The organism is Micromonospora maritima, assembly GCF_902825405.1.
Taxonomy (GTDB): domain Bacteria; phylum Actinomycetota; class Actinomycetes; order Mycobacteriales; family Micromonosporaceae; genus Micromonospora; species Micromonospora maritima.
In genome coordinates this window covers 1-17818 of record NZ_CADEAU010000060.1, presented here as the reverse complement: position 1 = coordinate 17818, position 17818 = coordinate 1, and the positions used below count along the sequence as shown (strand labels likewise).

Here is a 17818-nt window from a genome sequence, read left to right as displayed (position 1 = left end):
CCGGCCAGGCCACCGGTGGCACCGGACCCGGCGCCGGCCCGGGCGCGGGTGCACCTGTCCGTCCCGCCGGGTCGCGGGGCTCGCGGTTGAGCAGCAGCGCGCCACCGACCAGGATCACCGCACCGAGCAGGATGGCGCGGAAGCCGTCGGTGACGACGTAGGCGAAGCCGACCGCGACCACGAGTCCGAGCACGATCACGGTGATCGGGGACATGCTGGAGCGCCCGCGGCCGAGCATCGACTCCACCGGCGAGGCGGTGTCCCCCTCGCCGGGGATGATCAGCCACGCGGCGACGTAGACGAGGATGCCGATGCCGCCGAAGAAGCCGAGCACGGCCAACAGGACGCGCCACAGCACCGGGTCGGTGTTCGTGGCCCGGCCGATGGCCGCGCAGACGCCGGCCAGGTAACGCCCCTCCCGGGGGCGGACCAACCCGTACCGGGTGGTGAAGCCGGCCGCGCCGGGCGGTGGGCCGTACCCACCGGGTGGTGGATCGGCGAACGGCGGCGGGCTCGCGTCGTCGGCGGCGGATGCCGACCCCGGCGGGGGCGGCGGCGGATCGTCCTGTGCTGCCGCCCAGGGGCGGGGCGGACGGGCAGCGTCCTCGGTCATGACTCCGATACTGCTGCCCCGGCGGCCCGGGCGACCTCAGGACCCGACCCTGACCCCACCCTGAGATCCGCCGATGGTGAATGTCCGGGGCGTCCCCGTGGTCCGGGGCGTTCCCGCCGTGTGACGATCGGGTCGTCGGCCACCGCCGGCACCTCGCACCGACCCGGGAGCCTGAGATCAGCAGCACCGTCACGCCCCACCCCCCGCGCCTCTACCGGGCCACCGAGCACCGGTTGGCCGCCGGGGTGGCCGCCGGCATCGCCGAGCACCTGGGCATCCCGGTGCTGCGGGTACGGATGGCGTTCATGGTCCTGCTCGGGCTCAGCGGTCTCGGGCTGCTGCTCTACGCCGCCTTCTGGGCGGTGGTCCCGCCCCGCCCCGGCGACACCGCCGCTCCGCCCCGCCGCGACCTCACCCAGCTGCTGCCGTTCGTGGCGATCGGGCTGGGGGTGCTGCTGTTGCAGGTGTTCGCGTTCAACTCGGTGGGCGCCGCCGGCACCGCCGGCTGGCTGGTGGCGATCATCGCGGTGGGCGCCGGCGTCATCTGGCACCAGTCCGGGCCGGAACGCCGCCGGCAGTGGGGCGACTCGGCCGTGCCCTGGCTGGGCGCGGTGGTGGAGGAGAGCGACCGGCGGGCGTTCGTGCTCCGCTTCATCGGCGGCGGCGTGCTCGTCGCGGTCGGCATCATCGGCGTGGCCGCGGTCTACTCGCCGGCGCAGAACTTCGACGCGGTGCTCAACGGCGTCATCTTCGCCCTGGTCGGGCTGGCCGGGGTCGGCGTGGTGACCGGTCCGGTGCTCTGGCGCACCTGGAACCAGCTCCGGTCGGAGCGGGAGGGGCGGATCCGCGAGCAGGAGCGCGCGGAACTGGCCGCCATGGTGCACGACCAGGTGCTGCACACGCTCGCCCTGATCCAGCGCAACGCCGCCGACGTCAAGACGGTGCAGCGGCTCGCCCGGGGCCAGGAACGGTCGTTGCGCAACTGGCTCTACAAGCCGACCGCCTCGCCGACCGAGCGGTTCGCGGCCGCCCTGGAACAGGCCGCCGCCGAGGTCGAGGACACGTTCGCCATCACCGTGGAGGCGGTGGTGGTCGGCGACCGCGAGACCGACGAGCGCGTCGGCGCGATCGTGGCCGCCGCCCGGGAGGCCCTGGTCAACGCGGCCCGGCACGCCGGCGTGCAGACCGTGTCGCTCTACGCCGAGGTCGAGCCGGAGCAGGTCAGCGTCTTCGTCCGGGACCGGGGCAAGGGCTTCGACCCGGATACGGTGGAGAATCACCGGCACGGCGTCCGAGGCTCGATCGTCGGACGGATGAAGCGGCACGGCGGCCGGGCGGAGATCCGGTCCGAGCCCGGAGAGGGGACCGAGGTCCGGCTGATCCTGCCGATCAGCGGCTCCGGCGCCACCACGGAAAGGGACAGGTGACCATGTCCGAGCAGGAACCGGTCGAGGGCGCGGCGCCGCGGGGGCCGCTGCGGGTGTTCCTCGTCGACGACCACGCCATGTTCCGCGCCGGCGTCCGCGCCGAGCTGGGTGCGCGGGTCGACGTGGTGGGCGAGGCGAGTTCGGTGGCCGAGGCGGTGGCCCGGATCGCGGCGACCCAGCCGGACGTGGTGCTGCTGGACGTGCACATGCCGGACGGTGGCGGGCGGGCCGTGCTGGAGGCGATGCGGCGGGCCCATCCGCAGGTGAAGTTCCTGGCGTTGAGCGTGTCCGACGCCGCCGAGGACGTGATCGGGTTGATCCGGGCGGGCGCGCGGGGCTATGTCACCAAGACCATCTCGCCCGAGGAGCTGACCGACGCGATCCGTCGGGTGGCCGACGGCGACGCCGTGTTCAGCCCGCGGCTGGCCGGGTTCGTGCTGGACGCGTTCGCGTCCCGGCCGGACGCGCCGGTCGCCGATCCCGAGCTGGACCAGCTCACCAACCGGGAGCGCGAGGTGCTGCGGCTGCTCGCCCGGGGCTACGCGTACAAGGAGATCGCCAAGGAGCTGTTCATCTCGATCAAGACGGTCGAGACCCACGTCTCCAACGTGCTGCGCAAGCTCCAGATGTCGAACCGGTACGAGTTGTCCCGCTGGGCCGCCGACCGCCGGCTGGTCTGATCCCGGCGGGCCGGGTCACCTCGGCACCCTCCTCCGGCCGGTCGACCATGGCCTACGGCCGGCCGAGACCGGCATCGTCCGGACGGGTAGAACCGTGAGCGTCCGTCGCGTGTCGGCGAGCGCGGGGCGCATCTCACAGCCCCGGACGTAAGGGATGCTCCCGGCAGCTCTGGGCACGTCTTTCCTGTTCAGAGCCGTGCGATAGGTGACGTTTGTGATCTTTTCTCAAGTATCGGCAACGTGGCGGGCAACTAACGGCTTGATAACGGCACCTTCACGGAAAGGGCCGGTGAGTGTCACAGTGGCAGCACCTCACCCCCCGGTGTGAGGCACCTCGTCGGGCCCGCCGACCACGTGACGCCGCTTCCCGCGCCGCTGCGTGGTCGTCGATCCTGCGCGGTGTCCTCGTCGAAGGGTGTGGCGCCCGGCGATCGGTACCCCTGGGGTGTCCCGATTTCCTCTGCGGTAAACCGGCGACCTGTGGTTCGGGTCATCGGTGGTGTCACCCCCCAAACGTGCGTGAAACCCACGACGGAACCAGGTTAGAAAGAGGAGGCCCCTCGGAATGAGAGTCTCGAAGCGGGCGAGCGGCGCCCTCGCGGTTGGCGCGGCGTTCGCGCTCGTCGCGACCGGCTGCTCCAGCGGGAACAGCGACGGTGGTGACGCCGGCGCCAGCAAGGACGGCGCCATCACCATCCACGGCGTTCAGCCGGAGAACCCTCTGGTTCCGGCCAACACCACCGAGACCGGTGGCGGCAAGATCATCGACAACCTGTGGACGGGTCTCGTCGAGTACCCGAACAACGGCGGCGCGCCCCAGAACGCGCTGGCGGACACCATCGAGACCAAGGACTCGAAGGTGTTCACCATCAAGATCAAGCAGAACACCAAGTTCCACGACGGCACCCCGGTGAAGGCGAAGAACTTCGTCGACGCCTGGAACTGGGCCGCCTACTCGCCGAACGGCGCCGCCAACGGCTCCTTCTTCTCCGACATCCAGGGCTACGAGGACGTGGCCACCTCCGACCCGGACGGCGACGGCCCGCAGAAGGCCCCGCAGCCCAAGGTCGACAAGATGTCCGGCCTGAAGGTCCTCGACGACTGGAGCTTCGAGGTCACCCTCGCCGCCCCGACCGCCGTGTTCCCGACCAAGCTCGGCTACAGCGCCTTCATGCCGCTGCCGGACGCCTTCTTCACCCAGAAGGCCGAGGACTTCGGCAAGAAGCCGATCGGCAACGGCCCGGTCAAGTTCGTGTCGTGGCAGGACAACGTCGAGATCAAGCTGACCCGCTTCGACGACTACACCCTGCGGGACAAGCTGAAGATCAAGGACGTCACGGTCAAGCTGTACCAGGACGAGAACGCCGCCTACAGCGACCTGATCTCCGGCAACCTGGACTTCATGGAGACGGTTCCGACCTCCGCCCTGGCCGGCGAGAAGTACAAGGCCGACCTCGGTGACCGGGCGCTGAACACCGTCACCCCGTCGACCGCGTTCATCGCCTTCCCGATCTACGACAAGCGGTTCGCGAACAAGGACCTCCGCAAGGCGGTCTCGCTGTCGATCGACCGGCAGGCGATCAGCGACAAGATCTTCTTCGGCACCCGCAAGCCGGCCGACAGCTGGGCCAACCCGCTGACCCCGGGCGCCCCGGCGGGCAACTGCACCTCCTGCAAGTTCGACCCGGCCCAGGCCAAGGAGCTGCTCGCCAAGGCCGGCGGCTTCACCGGTGAGATGGTCTTCTACTACAACGCCGACTCCAGCCACAAGGACTGGATGGAGGCCGTCGCGCAGCAGGTGAAGACCAACCTCAACATCAACGCGCGGGCCGAGGGTGTCCCCACCTTCGCGGTGTTCCGTCAGAACATCAACGCCTACAAGATGAAGGGCCCGTACCGCGCGGCCTGGCAGCAGGACTACCCGGACATCGAGAACTGGGTCAACCCGCTGTTCACCTCGACCGGTTCCTCGAACGACGGCAAGTACGTCAACCCGGCCGTGGACGCGGGCGCCAAGGAGGCCAGCGCCGCTGCCGACCTCGAGGCGTCGCACAAGAAGTTCGAAGAGGTTCTGAAGCTGGTCGACGAGGACGTCCCGACCATCCCGATCTACTTCTACGGCCAGCAGGCTGGTCACTCGGAGAAGATCAAGAAGCTCGAGCTCACGAACGTTGGTGAGCTGGACCTGAGCTCGGTCGAGCTCTGATCCGATCGGTCTGACCCCTGGGTCGGGCTCGCCGAACCCGGTGAGCCCGGCCCGGGGGCCGTTCCGCGACTGGGTGTCACCACGCCCAACCTCGCACCTGACCGCCATCCGTGTCGGCGTACCGTCGTCCGACGCCCCCTGTTCCTGGAGGCCACCCCATGGGCCGTTATCTGGTGAGACGGCTACTCCAACTCGTGCCGGTCTTCATCGGCACGACGTTCCTGATCTACTGGCTCGTCTGGTCGGTGCCTGGCGACCCGTTCGCCGGCAAGTGCGGTGAGCGGCGCTGCCCGCAGCAGTACATCGACTTCATGACCGACAAGTACAACCTGGATCAGAACATCTTCGTCCAGTACTTCACGTACATGCAGAACCTGCTGCAGGGCGACTTCGGCGAGACGTTCAGCGGTCGGTCGATCAACGACATCATCCTGACGTCCTACCCGAACACCATGAAGCTGGCCGTCGTGGCGCTGGCGATCGAGGCGGTCATCGGCCTCACCGCCGGCGTGCTGACCGGCCTGCGGCGCAACGGCTTCCTGGACAACCTGGTGCTCGTCTCCACGCTGTTCCTGATCGCGCTGCCGGTCTTCGTGGTCGGCTTCGTGCTGCAGTGGCTGTTCGGCGTGCAGTGGGGCATCGTCAAGCCGACGGTCTCCAGCGAGATGCGCTTCTCGGAACTGATCATTCCGGGCTTCGTACTGGGAAGTGCCTCGATGGCCTACATCGCCCGGGTGGCGCGAACCAGCATCGCCGAGAACCGGCGCTCCGACTACGTGCGCACCGCGATCGCCAAGGGCCTGCCGATGCGCCGGGTGGTCGGGGTGCACCTGCTGCGCAACTCGCTGATCCCGGTGGTCACGTTGCTCGGCACGGACCTGGGCGCCCTGATGGGTGGCGCGATCGTCACCGAGGGCATCTTCCAGATCAACGGAATCGGCCGACAGGTCTTCCGTTCGATCGTCACCAAGGAGAGCGCTACCGTTGTCTCCATCGTGATCGTGCTGGTGCTTGTCTACCTGCTGATGAACCTGCTGGTGGACCTGCTTTACGCAGCCCTGGACCCGAGGATCCGTTATGAGTGACCCCTCCACCGCATCGATCGTCAGCACTCCCCGTCCGGAGGAGCCGCGCGAGCTCGCCGCGTCGCCCGGCGCCGGGCTGCCCGAGGGCGCCCGCAAGGAGAAGCCGCGCGGCCTGCTCGGCGACGCCTGGCGCGACCTGCGTCGCAAGCCGCTCTTCTGGATCTCGGCGGCGTTCATCCTGCTGTTCATCGTGATGGCGGCGTTCCCGTCGCTGTTCTCCTCGGGCGACGCCGTCAACGGCGACCTGTCCCGCAGCCTCGGCAAGCCGTCGGCGGACGCCTGGTTCGGCTACGACGTGCAGGGCCGTGACGTGTACGCCCGCACCATCTACGGCGCCCGGGCCTCCATCGTCGTGGCGCTGCTGTCGGTGCTGGGCACGATGCTCATCGGCGGCGCCATGGGCATGATCGCCGGCTACCGCGGTGGCTGGGTGGACTCGCTGCTCTCCCGGATCGCGGACGTCTTCTTCGGTCTGCCGTTCGTGCTGGGCGCGATCGTCATCCTGACCACGTTCAACGGCTCGGGCAGCAGCAACAGCAAGGCCCAGATCATGTTCCTGGTGATCATGTCGCTGACGGTGCTGAGCTGGCCGGTGGTCATGCGGCTGATGCGGTCCTCGGTCCTGGCCACGCGCGAGGCCGACTACATCGTGGCGGCGCGCGCGCTCGGTGCCGGCACCGGCCGGATCGTGCTGAAGCACCTGCTGCCGAACTGTCTCGCCCCGCTGCTGGTCTACGGGACCATCATGGTCGGGTCGTTCATCGGCGCCGAGGCGACGCTGTCCTTCCTGGGCGTCGGCCTGAAGAGTCCGGTCGTGTCGTGGGGCATCATGATCAGCGAGGCGCAGAACTACATCCGCGTCGCGCCGTTCCTGCTGTTCTTCCCTGCCGCGTTCCTCGTCGCGGCCGTGCTGAGCTTCGTGATGCTCGGCGAGGCGGTCCGCGAGGCCCTCGACCCGAAGCTCCGATAGGGGAACTGAGTTGTCCGACATTCTCGTGTCCGAGCAGTCCGCTCCGGGCGCCGACGGATCCGGCCGCCCCTCGGGCCGCCTGCTCGAGGTCGACGACCTGCGGGTGGAGTTCCGCACCAGGGACGGCGTCGCCAAGGTCATCAACGGGGTGACGTACCACGTCGACGCGGGGGAGACCCTCGCCGTGCTCGGCGAGTCCGGCTCCGGCAAGAGCGTCACCGCGCAGACCATCATGGGCATCCTGGACACGCCGCCCGGCTTCGTCACCGGCGGCCAGGTGCGCTTCCACGGCAAGGACATGCTCAAGATGTCCGCCGAGCAGCGGCGACGTATCCGTGGCGAGGGCATCGCCATGATCTTCCAGGACTCGCTCTCGGCCCTCAACCCGGTTTTCACGGTCGGCTTCCAGATCGCGGAGCAGTTCCGCATCCGACGCGGCCTCAGCCGCGCGGACGCCAAGAAGCGCGCGATCGAGATGCTCGACCAGGTGAAGATCCCGAACGCCAAGGGTCGGTTCAGCAACTACCCGCACCAGTTCTCCGGCGGCATGCGGCAGCGGGCGATGATCGCCATGTCGCTGGCGCTCGACCCGGAGGTGCTGATCGCGGACGAGCCGACCACCGCGCTGGACGTGACCGTGCAGGCCCAGATCATGGACCTGCTCGGCGAGCTCCAGCGGGAACGGCAGATGGGCATGATCCTGATCACCCACGACCTCGGCGTGGTCGCCGACGTCGCGGACCGGATCGCGGTCATGTACGCCGGCCGGATCGTCGAGGAAGCCGACGTCTACGACCTGTACGGCAAGCCCGCCCACCCGTACACGCTCGGCCTGCTCAACTCGATCCCGCGGATGGACGAGAAGGGGCAGGAGCTCCGGACCATCAAGGGGCTCCCGCCGAACCTGATGAACATCCCGTCGGGTTGCGCCTTCAACCCGCGCTGCCCGATGGCGCAGCCGGTGTGCCGGGAGAAGGTGCCGCCGCTGCTGCAGCTGGGCAGCGGCCGGGCCAGCGCCTGCCACTTCGCCGAGGAGCTCGTGAACCGTGACTGAGAACATCATCGAGGTCCGTGACCTGGTCAAGCACTACCCCGTGACCCGGGGCATCGTGTTCAAGAAGACCATCGGGCACGTCAAGGCGGTCGACGGCGTCTCCTTCGACCTCAAGGCCGGCGAGACGCTCGGCGTGGTCGGCGAGTCCGGCTGCGGCAAGTCGACGCTCGCCCGGGTGCTGATGAACCTGGAGAAGCCGACCGCCGGTCAGGTGCTCTACAAGGGCCAGGACATCTCCAAGCTCTCCGGTGGCGCGCTGCGGCGGCTGCGCCGGCAGATCCAGCTGGTGATGCAGGACCCGTACACCTCGCTGAATCCCCGCATGACGGTGGGCGACCTGATCGGCGAGCCGTTCGAGATCCACCCCGAGGTGGCTCCGAAGGGCAGCCGGCGCGGCAAGGTCAAGGAGCTGCTCGACCTGGTCGGCCTCAACCCGGAGCACATCAACCGGTACCCGCACCAGTTCTCCGGCGGCCAGCGGCAGCGCATCGGCATCGCCCGGGCGCTGGCGCTGCGGCCCGAGGTGATCGTCTGCGACGAGCCGGTGTCGGCCCTGGACGTCTCCATCCAGGCGCAGGTGATGAACCTGCTGGAGCAGCTCCAGTCCGAGTTCGGCCTGTCGTACGTCTTCATCGCCCACGACCTGTCGGTCGTGCGCCACCTGTCGGACCGGGTCGCCGTCATGTACCTGGGCAAGATGGTGGAGGTGGGCACCGAGGACGAGATCTACGAGCGGCCGACCCACCCGTACACCCAGGCGCTGCTGTCGGCGGTGCCGGTGCCGGACCCGACCCTGCGGGAGAGCAAGGCGATCATCCGGCTCCAGGGTGACGTCCCCTCGCCGATCAGCCCGCCCTCGGGCTGCCGGTTCCGCACCCGGTGCTGGAAGGCGCAGGACCTCTGCGCCCAGGAGGTGCCGCTGCTCCAGATCCGGCCGGGCTCGGACCACCCGAGCGCCTGCCACTTCGCGGAGAAGCGGGAGATCGTCGCCACCCACCCGGCGGCCTGATCCACCCGGACCGCCTGTCCGCGTCAGCCGACGCGGGCAGGCGGTCCGTCGTATCCGGTGCCTGTCACAGCGGGCCGCGGCCGGCGCGCAGCAGCAGCAGCGCGAGCTGGGTGCCGTCGGCGCCGAGCTCGGCGCGGAACCGCTCCAGGATCTCGCGCTCGCGGGAGAGCACCAGTCGGGTCCCGCCGGAGGCCATCCGGGTCGCGCCGACCTCCTGGGAGAGCGCGGCGCGTTCCTGCCAGAGCGCGATGAGCGTCCGGTCGATCTCGTCGATCCGCCGCCGGATCTCCCCGATCCGTTCGGCCGCCGCCGAGTCGTCGGTGCCGGTCCGGGCCGCCGCGGCGCCGGTCGGGTCACCGCCGGCCGGCCGGTCGTGCCGCGCCAGGCTGCCGCTGGACTCCACCACGTCAGTCATCATCGTCGTCCCTCTCGGGGCTCGGACCCGGTACCCGGATCCCGGGACGGAAAAGCCCCGGGCTCGGGGAGCCCGGGGCGTTTCGTAGGTCTGAATGATCAGGCGCGACCCACGGCTGCCGGACTCCCGGTGCCGTAGTAAAAGAAGCGCTGACTGAACACGTCGTCGAGTATGCCGACCGGTGGGGCGCACGCGCAAGGAAACCGGCCAACAGGTGGGACGTGACGCCGCCCGCGCACCGGCCGCGCGGGCGGGGAAGTGTCCGGCCGACGGCATAGACTCGGGCTGCGATGCATCCTCTCTTCGACATTCCCGCGTCCCCGCCCGCGCCGGAGTCCCGGCCGACCCCGCCGCGCCGCTCCGGGGCCGCCCGGTCCGACCCGCAGGCCCTCCTCGACGGCCTCAACGGCCCTCAGCGCGACGCGGTGACCCATGCCGGCTCCCCGCTGCTGATCGTGGCCGGCGCCGGCTCCGGCAAGACCCGGGTGCTGACCAACCGGATCGCCTATCTGCTCGGCGCCCGGGACGTGCACCCCGGTGAGATCATCGCGATCACGTTCACCAACAAGGCCGCGGGTGAGATGAAGGAGCGGGTGGCCGCGCTTGTCGGCCCGCGCGCCCGCCTCATGTGGGTCTCGACGTTCCACTCGGCCTGCGTACGGATCCTGCGCGCCGAGCACGAGCACGCCGGCCTGAAGTCGACCTTCTCGATCTACGACGCCGACGACTCCCGGCGACTGATGCAGATGGTCGCCCGCGAGCTGGACCTGGACCCGAAGCGCTATCCCGCCCGGGGCCTGGCCGCGCAGGTCTCCAACCTGAAGAACGAGCTGGTCGACCCCGAGGAGTTCGCCGGCCGGGCCAAGGGTCCGAACGAGCGGGCCCTGGCCGAGGCCTACACGCTCTACCAGCGGCGGCTGCGGGAGGCGCACGCGCTGGACTTCGACGACCTGATCATGACGACGGTGCACCTGCTCCAGTCGCACCCGCACGTGGCGGAGAGCTACCGGCGCCGGTTCCGGCACGTGCTGGTGGACGAGTACCAGGACACCAACCACGCCCAGTACGTGCTGATCAAGGAGTTGGTCTCCGGCACCGAGGGCGTCCCGCCGGCCGAGCTGTGCGTGGTCGGCGACGCCGACCAGTCGATCTACGCGTTCCGCGGCGCGACCATCCGCAACATCCTGGAGTTCGAGCGGGACTTCACCGACGCCCGAACGATCCTGCTGGAACAGAACTACCGCTCGACCCAGACCATCCTCAACGCGGCCAACGCGGTGATCGACCGCAACACCTCGCGCAAGCCCAAGCGCCTGTGGAGCGACGCGGGCGCCGGCGAGCAGATCGTCGGCTACGTCGCCGACACCGAGCACGCCGAGGCGGACTGGGTGGCCCGGGAGATCGACCGGCTGGTCGACGCCGGCGAGACCCGGCCGGGCGACGTGGCCGTCTTCTACCGCACCAACGCGATGTCGCGGGTGTTCGAAGAGGTCTTCATCCGGGTCGGCCTGCCCTACAAGGTGGTCGGCGGGGTGCGCTTCTACGAGCGCAAGGAGGTCCGTGACGCGCTGGCCTACCTGCGGTCGGTGGTCAACGACGACGACACGGTCAGCCTGCGCCGGGTCCTCAACACCCCGCGCCGGGGCATCGGCGAGCGGGCCGAGGCCTGCGTCGAGGCACTGGCCTCGCGGGACCGCATCTCCTTCGGCGCCGCGTTGCGTCGCGCCAAGGCGGCGCCGGGGATCTCCACCCGGGCGGCGAACGGCATCGCCGATTTCGTCGCGCTGCTCGACGAGGCGCGCGAGCTGGCCGCCACCGGCACCCCGGAGGAGGTGCTGGAGGCGGTGCTGACCCGCTCGGGCTACCTGGCCGAGCTGGAGGAGAGCCTCGACCCGCAGGACGCCGGTCGGGTGGACAACCTCCAGGAGCTGGTGAGCGTCGCCCGGGAGTACACCGAGCGGATCGAGGCGCTCGGCGCGGACGACGAGCGGGCCACCCTGGCCGGCTTCCTGGAGCAGGTGGCGCTGGTCGCCGACGCCGACCAGATCCCCTCCGACGATCCTGACCACCAGGGCGTGGTCACGCTGATGACGCTGCACACCGCCAAGGGCCTGGAGTTCCCGGTCGTCTTCCTGACCGGCCTGGAGGACGGCGTCTTCCCGCACCTGCGCTCGCTCGGCGACACCCGCGAGCTGGAGGAGGAGCGGCGCCTGGCGTACGTGGGCATCACCCGGGCCCGGCAGCGCCTCTACCTGTCCCGGGCGGTCACCCGCTCGGCCTGGGGCGCGCCGGCCTACAACCCGCCGTCGCGGTTCCTGGAGGAGCTGCCGCCGGAGCTGGTCCGGTGGGAGCGCACCGAGGGCTCGTACACCTCGTGGGGTGGCGGAGGCGGCGGCGTCGGCGGCCGGGCGGACCGGTCGGGCCGCGGCGGCTTCGCCGGTGGCACCCCGAAGGCGACCGAGCTCGCCAAGCGTCTGGGCGTGGACGCCAGTCGGTTGTCCACCGCGAGCGAGTTGAAGCAGGCGCCCAAGGTCTCGGCCGGCGACCGGGTCAACCACCAGCGCTACGGCCTGGGTCGGGTGCTGGCGGTGGAGGGCGCCGGCCCGGGCGCCCGGGCCCAGATCGACTTCGGCGACCAGACCATGTGGCTGGTGCTGCGGCACGCCCCGATCGACAGGCTCTGAACGACGGCGGGGCCCGGTCCGGCGTCGCCGCCGACCGGGCCCCTCCTCGTGCCGTGGCCGTCAGCAGGCCACGTCGACACCCCGGGCGCGCAGGAACGGCGCCGGGTCGATCTGGTTCCACATCGCGCCCTGGTGCACCTCGAAGTGCAGGTGCGGGCCGGTCGCGTCACCTGTCGCGCCCTCGTAACCGATGACCTGGCCGGCCTTGACCTTGTCACCGACGTCGACGAGGAGCCGGCTCTGGTGCGCGTAGTGGGTCAGGTAGCCGTTGTGGTGGTCGACGAAGACCGAGTTGCCGTAGCCGTCACCGACGTCGCCGGCCTTGACCACGGTGCCCGCGGCGGCGGCACGGATCGGCGTGCCGGCGGGCATGGCGAAGTCGATGCCCGCGTGCAGCGTTCCCCACCGCTGCCCGAAGCAGGAGGTGATCTCGGCGCCCTTCATCGGGATGACCCAGCCGGGCTTCGGTGCGGCCTTCTTCTTCGGCTTCGGCTTCGCCGTCTTCCGCGGTTTCGGGGTGGTCGCGCTGGGGCTCGGAGACGGGCTGGCCGGGGTGGCGGACGGGGTGACCGGGCTGACCGACTCGCGGGCCGACCGGTCGGCGCGGGACGCGTCCTCCGCGCGTGCCCGCGCGTCGAAGTCGATCGCCGCCGGTGCCGGGGCCGGTTCGTCGGTGGTGGCGACCACGACACCGCCGAGTCCGAGCCCGAGCAGGGCCACCGCGCCGGTGACCAGGTACGCGGTGCGCCGCATCCGGCGGGGGCGGCGGTGCCGGGCGGGGGCGTTGTCGGGGGTGTTGCCGTTCGGGGTGGGACTGCTGTGTTGCACGGGGACCTTCACCAGTCGAGGGGCACGTGACCTCGAAATACTGGTGTCAGCGGCGGGTCACCCGGCTCGCCGGGTGGCGGGCGCGGACCGGCCCGCGCCGACGTGCCGTCCGGCTTGACGCCGGTTGGGCGGTTCACCGCCGGAGACGATCACGGAGGCGTGTGGGGCCGGTCACATCAGCGACTGTGAGCCAGCAGACTTGCCGGCACGCGAAACCGCCCGGATCGCATGATCCGGGCGGTCATCGGGCGGTACGGAGTGTCAGGAGGCGGCTACGTCGCCGTAGAGTGCCTCGGTTTCGAGCTTGATGTCCACTCCGCGCTCCTGGAGCCACGGCACCGGGTCCAGCGGCTGGCCGTTGACATGGACCTCGAGGTGCAGGTGGGAGCCGTAGGAGTGACCGGTGTTGCCGACCAGGCCGAGCTGGTCGCCGGCCTTGACCTCCTGGCCCTCCTTGACGGTCACTGCGGACGAGTGACCGTAGATGGCCTCGCTGCCGTCGGAGTGCTTGACGATCACCGCGTAGCCGTAGCCGCCGAACCAGCCGGCCTTGGTGACGGTGCCGGAGTGGATGGCCTTGTAGGGCGTGCCCTCGGGGGCGACCAGGTCGATGCCGGTGTGCAGCTTGCCCCAGCGCACGCCGTAGGGCGACTTGAAGTCGTAGCCGTGCAGGGGGAGGAGCCAGGGGTCCTGCTCGCTCGCGGCGTCGGACCGTTCGTCACGGGTGGCGCGGTCGGCGGTGCCGTTCCGGTCCGCGGCGTCCTGGCTGGCGACCGAGGCCTGCCGGAGCTCGTCGAGCACCGAAGGGTTGACGCTCTTGGCGTCGGGGAGGGCGTTCGCACCGAGAGCGACGATGCCGGCGCCGACGAAGGCGGTGGTGACGACCGCCGCGTAGCGGCTCCGCGGGGGGGTGGGTACGCGGCGACGGCCGCGATATCGATCGGGCTCAGACGACAGGCGCTGGCGCACGCACACCCTCCGTTGTCGGGGATCCGATGCGACTCCGGACCGTTCGGTGAAGCTCCGCCGAACCTCCGGTGTCGCGTCGTCACCCGTCCGTGGACCTGATGACAACCGTGGACACGTTAGCCAACCGCCACTCCTGTCACAAGCCGAAGCGCCGAACTGGCGTTTCGTTATGTCCAATTCCATCCGAGCTTGTCATATCTCGTGCCGCTGGTTGGATGGCCCGTCAACTGTCCGTTCGTCGCGGACAGTGACCGATCGGCGGAGGTGTCCGACTTCCGGCGTGCGAGGTCGGGCGGTAGTGCACGGCCCGGCTTCCCGCCCCGCGCCCGGTCGGGTTACCGTTCGTTCAGGTCAGCAGTGCCGGTGCCGGTGAAAGGTGTGCGCAGATGAGCTCTCGAATCCGGGTCGTCGTCGCGAAGCCCGGCCTGGACGGCCACGACCGGGGCGCGAAGGTCGTCGCCCGTGCCCTGCGCGACGCGGGCATGGAGGTCATCTACACCGGCCTGCACCAGACGCCCGAGCAGATCGTCGAGACGGCCATCCAGGAGGACGCGGACGCGGTCGGTCTCTCCGTGCTCTCCGGCGCGCACATGACCCTGTTCAAGCGGGTCCTCGAACTGCTCGCCGAGCGCGAGGCGGCCGACATCGTGGTCTTCGGCGGCGGCATCATTCCCGAGGCCGACATCCCGGAGCTGGAGCGGCTCGGCGTCGCGAAGATCTTCACCCCGGGCGCCACCACCGGGTCGATCGTCGACTGGGTGCGGGAGAACGTCGCCCAGCCGGTCGGCTGACCGGCCGGTCCTACGAGCCGGGCCGGTTTCCGGACCCGTCCGGTTCCGGGCAGGGGGAGGGGCCGGACGCACCCCTCACACGCCCGGCCCCTCTATGCACGATGCCCCGCCGCCACCCCTCGACCGACAGGGCATCGGCCGCTCCCGCCGTCGCGCTTGACCAGCGCTCCGACATCAGACTCAACGACGCCCCCGACGGGGGGTTACGCCCCCGTCCGCACATCCCCCGGACGGCTGACGCCGCGCGCTCCGGCAGCGCCCGTCCGTCGCCCGGCCACCCGCCCCGGCGACGACGGCTGTGCATTACCGCACACCCCGCACCCGCTCGGTTGCCGCCGGTTCCCATCTCGTTAGGCTGCGGCAAATGGCCTGTCTGTTCTGATGACAGGCGTCAAACTGATTTTCCAACGCTGGTGGCGGCGCGACGGCGCGCCGCGGAGACGGGACGGGACGCGCAATCGTGGACCTGTACGAGTACCAGGGGCGGGACCTGTTCGAGCGGCACGGCTTGCCCGTGCTCGCCGGCGGCGTCGCCACTACCCCGGAGGAGGCCCGCGCGATCGCCGAACGCCTCGGCGGTCGGGTGGTCGTCAAGGCGCAGGTGAAGGTCGGCGGCCGCGGCAAGGCCGGCGGCGTGAAGCTGGCCGAGGGCGCGGAGGAGACGGTGGCCCGCGCCACCGACATCCTCGGCATGGACATCAAGGGTCACACCGTCCACAAGGTCATGATCACCGTGACCGCGGACGTGGCCGAGGAGTACTACTTCTCGTACCTGCTCGACCGGGCGAACCGCACCTTCCTCTGCATCGCCAGCGTCGCCGGCGGCATGGACATCGAGCAGGTCGCCGCCGAGACGCCGGACCGGGTCGTCAAGGCGCCGATCGACGCCAACACCGGCGTCGACGAGGCGAAGGCGCGCGAGATCGTCACCGCGGCCGGCTTCCCGGCCGAGGTCGCCGACCAGGTCGTCGACGTCGCGGTCAAGCTGTGGCAGGCGTTCGTCGCCGAGGACGCCACGCTGGTCGAGGTGAACCCGCTGGCCACCACCAAGGACGGCAAGCTGCTGCTCCTGGACGCCAAGATCACCCTGGACGAGAACGCCGGGTTCCGGCACCCGGACCACGAGGCCCTGGTCGACCAGGCGTCGGTGGACCCGTTGGAGCAGGCCGCCAAGTCCAAGGACCTCAACTACGTCAAGCTCGACGGCGAGGTCGGCATCATCGGCAACGGCGCGGGCCTGGTCATGTCCACGCTCGACGTGGTCGCGTACGCCGGTGAGCGGCACGGTGGCGTCAAGCCGGCCAACTTCCTCGACATCGGCGGCGGCGCGAGCGCCGAGGTGATGGCGAACGGCCTGGAGATCGTCCTCTCCGACCCGTCGGTGAAGAGCGTCTTCGTCAACGTCTTCGGCGGCATCACCGCCTGCGACGCGGTCGCCAACGGCATCGTGCAGGCGCTGGCGCTGCTCGAGCAGCGCGGCGAGAAGGCCACCAAGCCGCTCGTGGTCCGCCTCGACGGCAACAACGCCGAGGCCGGTCGGGCCATCCTCGACGACGCGAACAACCCGCTGATCCAGCGGGTCGACACCATGGACGGCGCGGCCGAGCGGGCCGCCGAGCTGGCAGCTGCGGGGGTCTGATCATGGCTATCTGGCTGACCAAGGACTCCAAGGTCATCGTGCAGGGGATGACCGGTTCCGAGGGTTCCAAGCACACCCGGCGGATGCTCGCCGCCGGCACCACCGTCGTCGGCGGCGTCAACCCGCGCAAGGCCGGCACCACCGTCGACTTCGACGGCACCGAGCTGCCCGTCTTCGCCTCCGTCGCGGACGCGATGAAGGAGACCGGGGCCGACGTCACGGTCATCTTCGTGCCGCCGCAGTTCACCAAGGCCGCCGTGGTCGAGGCGATCGACGCCGGCATCGACCTGGCCGTGGTGATCACCGAGGGCGTGCCGGTGCACGACACCGCCGCGTTCTGGGCGTACAACGTGGCCCAGGGCGAGCGGACCCGGATCATCGGCCCGAACTGCCCCGGCATCGCCTCGCCGGGCGCGTCCAACGCCGGCATCATCCCGGCCGACATCACCGGCTCCGGCCGGATCGGCCTGGTCAGCAAGAGCGGCACGCTGACCTACCAGATGATGTACGAGCTGCGCGACATCGGCTTCTCCACCTGCGTCGGCATCGGTGGTGACCCGATCATCGGCACCACCCACATCGACGCGCTGGCCGCCTTCGAGGCGGACCCGGAGACCGACGCCATCGTCATGATCGGTGAGATCGGCGGCGACGCCGAGGAGCGCGCGGCCGAGTTCATCAAGGCCAACGTCACCAAGCCGGTGGTCGGCTACATCGCCGGCTTCACCGCCCCGCCCGGCAAGACCATGGGTCACGCCGGCGCGATCATCTCCGGCTCGGCCGGCACCGCCGACGCGAAGAAGGCGGCGCTGGAGGCGGTCGGCGTCAAGGTCGGCAAGACCCCGACCGAGACCGCCAAGCTGATGCGGGAGATCATGTCGGGCCGCTGAGCGGCCGTACCACGTGCCGAGGGGGTCGACCGGGTCCGGTCGGCCCCCTCACGCTCAGCGGTACCAGTACGGGTAGTAGTAGCTGCCCCGGGCGCGCACGATGGCGCTGGCGACGATGTTGACGACGCCGAACGCGATGGCCAGCCAGCCGAGCACCTGCGACTTGCCGTTGCGCCGCGCGTCACGGATGGACAACCAACCGAAGACGATGCCCAGGATGCCGCAGCAGAGCAGGCCGAGCACGATGCCGAGGACGCCCCAGAGCGTGGTCCGGTCCCGGCCGGCGGCCGGTGGCGGCGGTGGCGGCGGATACGGAGCGTTCACGGCTTCCTCCGAGCGGTCGGTGCCGCGACAGGAAAGGTCGCGTCTGAAGCCGAGGCTAGACGGATCACCACCGCCGATCCGGGGGTTCGGCGAACTCGCCGCGGTATCGGACTGCCGTCCTCCGTGCGGCATGCCAGAGTAGACGCGATGTCACGTGTCACCCCTGACCAGCCCCGCCGCTCGGCCGCCGGTCCCGGCGCCGGTGCCCGGCCGCCCGGCCGTGCCCGCCCCGCC

Annotated in this window: 16 protein-coding genes; 11 read left to right on the top strand and 5 right to left on the bottom strand. The window is 70.4% G+C overall.

Annotation, left to right across the window (positions count from 1 at the left end):
- The coding region (locus HUW36_RS09195; protein ID WP_174527736.1) for a PspC domain-containing protein at positions 1 to 613 on the bottom strand (613 nt) is incomplete at its 3' end.
- Positions 614 to 858: 245 nt separating this feature from the next.
- Between HUW36_RS09195 and HUW36_RS09190 the strand changes: the two genes are divergently transcribed.
- The 7 genes from HUW36_RS09190 to HUW36_RS09160 all read left to right on the top strand — a co-directional run bounded on the left by HUW36_RS09190 (position 859) and on the right by HUW36_RS09160 (position 9044).
- Positions 859 to 2040, top strand: a complete 1182-nt coding sequence (locus HUW36_RS09190; RefSeq protein ID WP_246248013.1) for an ATP-binding protein — start codon at positions 859 to 861, stop codon at positions 2038 to 2040.
- A 2-nt stretch (positions 2041 to 2042) separates the two neighbouring features.
- Positions 2043 to 2720, top strand: a complete 678-nt coding sequence (locus HUW36_RS09185; RefSeq protein WP_174527735.1) for a response regulator — start codon at positions 2043 to 2045, stop codon at positions 2718 to 2720.
- A gap of 565 nt (positions 2721 to 3285) precedes the next feature.
- Positions 3286 to 4926 (top strand): peptide ABC transporter substrate-binding protein, encoded by a 1641-nt coding sequence (locus HUW36_RS09180; protein WP_174527734.1) that lies wholly within the window; start codon positions 3286 to 3288, stop codon positions 4924 to 4926.
- 158 nt (positions 4927 to 5084) lie between these two features.
- Positions 5085 to 6011, top strand: coding sequence for an ABC transporter permease (locus HUW36_RS09175; protein ID WP_091570405.1), 927 nt, complete (start codon positions 5085 to 5087; stop codon positions 6009 to 6011).
- Positions 6004 to 6981 carry an ABC transporter permease gene (locus HUW36_RS09170; RefSeq protein WP_174527733.1) on the top strand — a complete coding sequence of 326 codons (978 nt, stop codon included), beginning with the start codon at positions 6004 to 6006 and terminating at the stop codon, positions 6979 to 6981. The genes HUW36_RS09175 and HUW36_RS09170 overlap by 8 nt, the downstream gene beginning before the upstream one ends.
- Before the next feature lie 25 nt (positions 6982 to 7006).
- Entirely contained in the window at positions 7007 to 8035 is a 1029-nt protein-coding gene (locus tag HUW36_RS09165; RefSeq protein WP_174527738.1) for an ABC transporter ATP-binding protein, read from the top strand.
- Complete coding sequence (locus tag HUW36_RS09160; protein WP_174527732.1) at positions 8028 to 9044, top strand: ABC transporter ATP-binding protein; 1017 nt, start codon at positions 8028 to 8030, stop codon at positions 9042 to 9044. The genes HUW36_RS09165 and HUW36_RS09160 overlap by 8 nt, the downstream gene beginning before the upstream one ends.
- A 64-nt stretch (positions 9045 to 9108) precedes the next feature.
- Here the strand turns inward: HUW36_RS09160 and HUW36_RS09155 are convergent, their stop codons facing one another.
- On the bottom strand, positions 9109 to 9462 hold the full coding sequence (locus tag HUW36_RS09155; protein ID WP_174527731.1) for a chorismate mutase: 354 nt from the start codon (positions 9460 to 9462) through the stop codon (positions 9109 to 9111).
- A 287-nt stretch (positions 9463 to 9749) separates the two neighbouring features.
- Here HUW36_RS09155 and pcrA point away from each other — a divergent pair, with 287 nt between their 5' ends.
- Positions 9750 to 12143: a DNA helicase PcrA gene (gene pcrA / locus HUW36_RS09150; RefSeq protein WP_174527730.1), complete on the top strand. Its 2394-nt coding sequence runs from the start codon at positions 9750 to 9752 to the stop codon at positions 12141 to 12143.
- A gap of 60 nt (positions 12144 to 12203) precedes the next feature.
- Here pcrA and HUW36_RS09145 read toward each other — a convergent pair whose 3' ends face one another.
- Together HUW36_RS09145 and HUW36_RS09140 are read right to left on the bottom strand one after the other, a co-directional pair.
- On the bottom strand, positions 12204 to 12971 hold the full coding sequence (locus tag HUW36_RS09145) for a M23 family metallopeptidase (RefSeq protein WP_425487229.1): 768 nt from the start codon (positions 12969 to 12971) through the stop codon (positions 12204 to 12206).
- Positions 12972 to 13232: 261 nt separating this feature from the next.
- Complete coding sequence (locus HUW36_RS09140) at positions 13233 to 13940, bottom strand: M23 family metallopeptidase (RefSeq protein ID WP_174527729.1); 708 nt, start codon at positions 13938 to 13940, stop codon at positions 13233 to 13235.
- Between the two features lie 386 nt (positions 13941 to 14326).
- Here HUW36_RS09140 and icmB point away from each other — a divergent pair, with 386 nt between their 5' ends.
- The 3 genes from icmB to sucD all read left to right on the top strand — a co-directional run bounded on the left by icmB (position 14327) and on the right by sucD (position 17260).
- The gene (icmB, locus tag HUW36_RS09135) at positions 14327 to 14731 is read left to right on the top strand and encodes a coenzyme B12-dependent isobutyryl CoA mutase small subunit (protein ID WP_091570437.1); all 405 of its coding nucleotides are present in this window, start codon (positions 14327 to 14329) and stop codon (positions 14729 to 14731) included.
- Positions 14732 to 15191: 460 nt separating this feature from the next.
- Entirely contained in the window at positions 15192 to 16370 is a 1179-nt protein-coding gene (sucC, locus tag HUW36_RS09130) for an ADP-forming succinate--CoA ligase subunit beta (RefSeq protein WP_174527728.1), read from the top strand.
- Positions 16371 to 16372: 2 nt separating this feature from the next.
- Positions 16373 to 17260: a succinate--CoA ligase subunit alpha gene (sucD, locus tag HUW36_RS09125; RefSeq protein WP_091570445.1), complete on the top strand. Its 888-nt coding sequence runs from the start codon at positions 16373 to 16375 to the stop codon at positions 17258 to 17260.
- Positions 17261 to 17314: 54 nt separating this feature from the next.
- Here sucD and HUW36_RS09120 read toward each other — a convergent pair whose 3' ends face one another.
- Positions 17315 to 17584, bottom strand: a complete 270-nt coding sequence (locus HUW36_RS09120; protein ID WP_174527727.1) for a DUF4190 domain-containing protein — start codon at positions 17582 to 17584, stop codon at positions 17315 to 17317.
- Between the last annotated feature and the right edge of the window lie 234 nt (positions 17585 to 17818).

Excerpts from the sequence above, each read along its gene's own strand:
- HUW36_RS09185 (WP_174527735.1), top strand. The coding sequence starts at position 2,043 with ATGTCCGAGCAGGAACCGGTCGAGGGCGCGGCGCCGCGGGGGCCGCTG.
- HUW36_RS09170 (WP_174527733.1), top strand. The coding sequence starts at position 6,004 with ATGAGTGACCCCTCCACCGCATCGATCGTCAGCACTCCCCGTCCGGAG.
- HUW36_RS09180 (WP_174527734.1), top strand. The coding sequence starts at position 3,286 with ATGAGAGTCTCGAAGCGGGCGAGCGGCGCCCTCGCGGTTGGCGCGGCG.
- HUW36_RS09175 (WP_091570405.1), top strand. The coding sequence starts at position 5,085 with ATGGGCCGTTATCTGGTGAGACGGCTACTCCAACTCGTGCCGGTCTTC.
- sucD (WP_091570445.1), top strand. The coding sequence starts at position 16,373 with ATGGCTATCTGGCTGACCAAGGACTCCAAGGTCATCGTGCAGGGGATG.
- HUW36_RS09155 (WP_174527731.1), bottom strand. The coding sequence starts at position 9,462 with ATGATGACTGACGTGGTGGAGTCCAGCGGCAGCCTGGCGCGGCACGAC.
- icmB (WP_091570437.1), top strand. The coding sequence starts at position 14,327 with ATGAGCTCTCGAATCCGGGTCGTCGTCGCGAAGCCCGGCCTGGACGGC.
- pcrA (WP_174527730.1), top strand. The coding sequence starts at position 9,750 with ATGCATCCTCTCTTCGACATTCCCGCGTCCCCGCCCGCGCCGGAGTCC.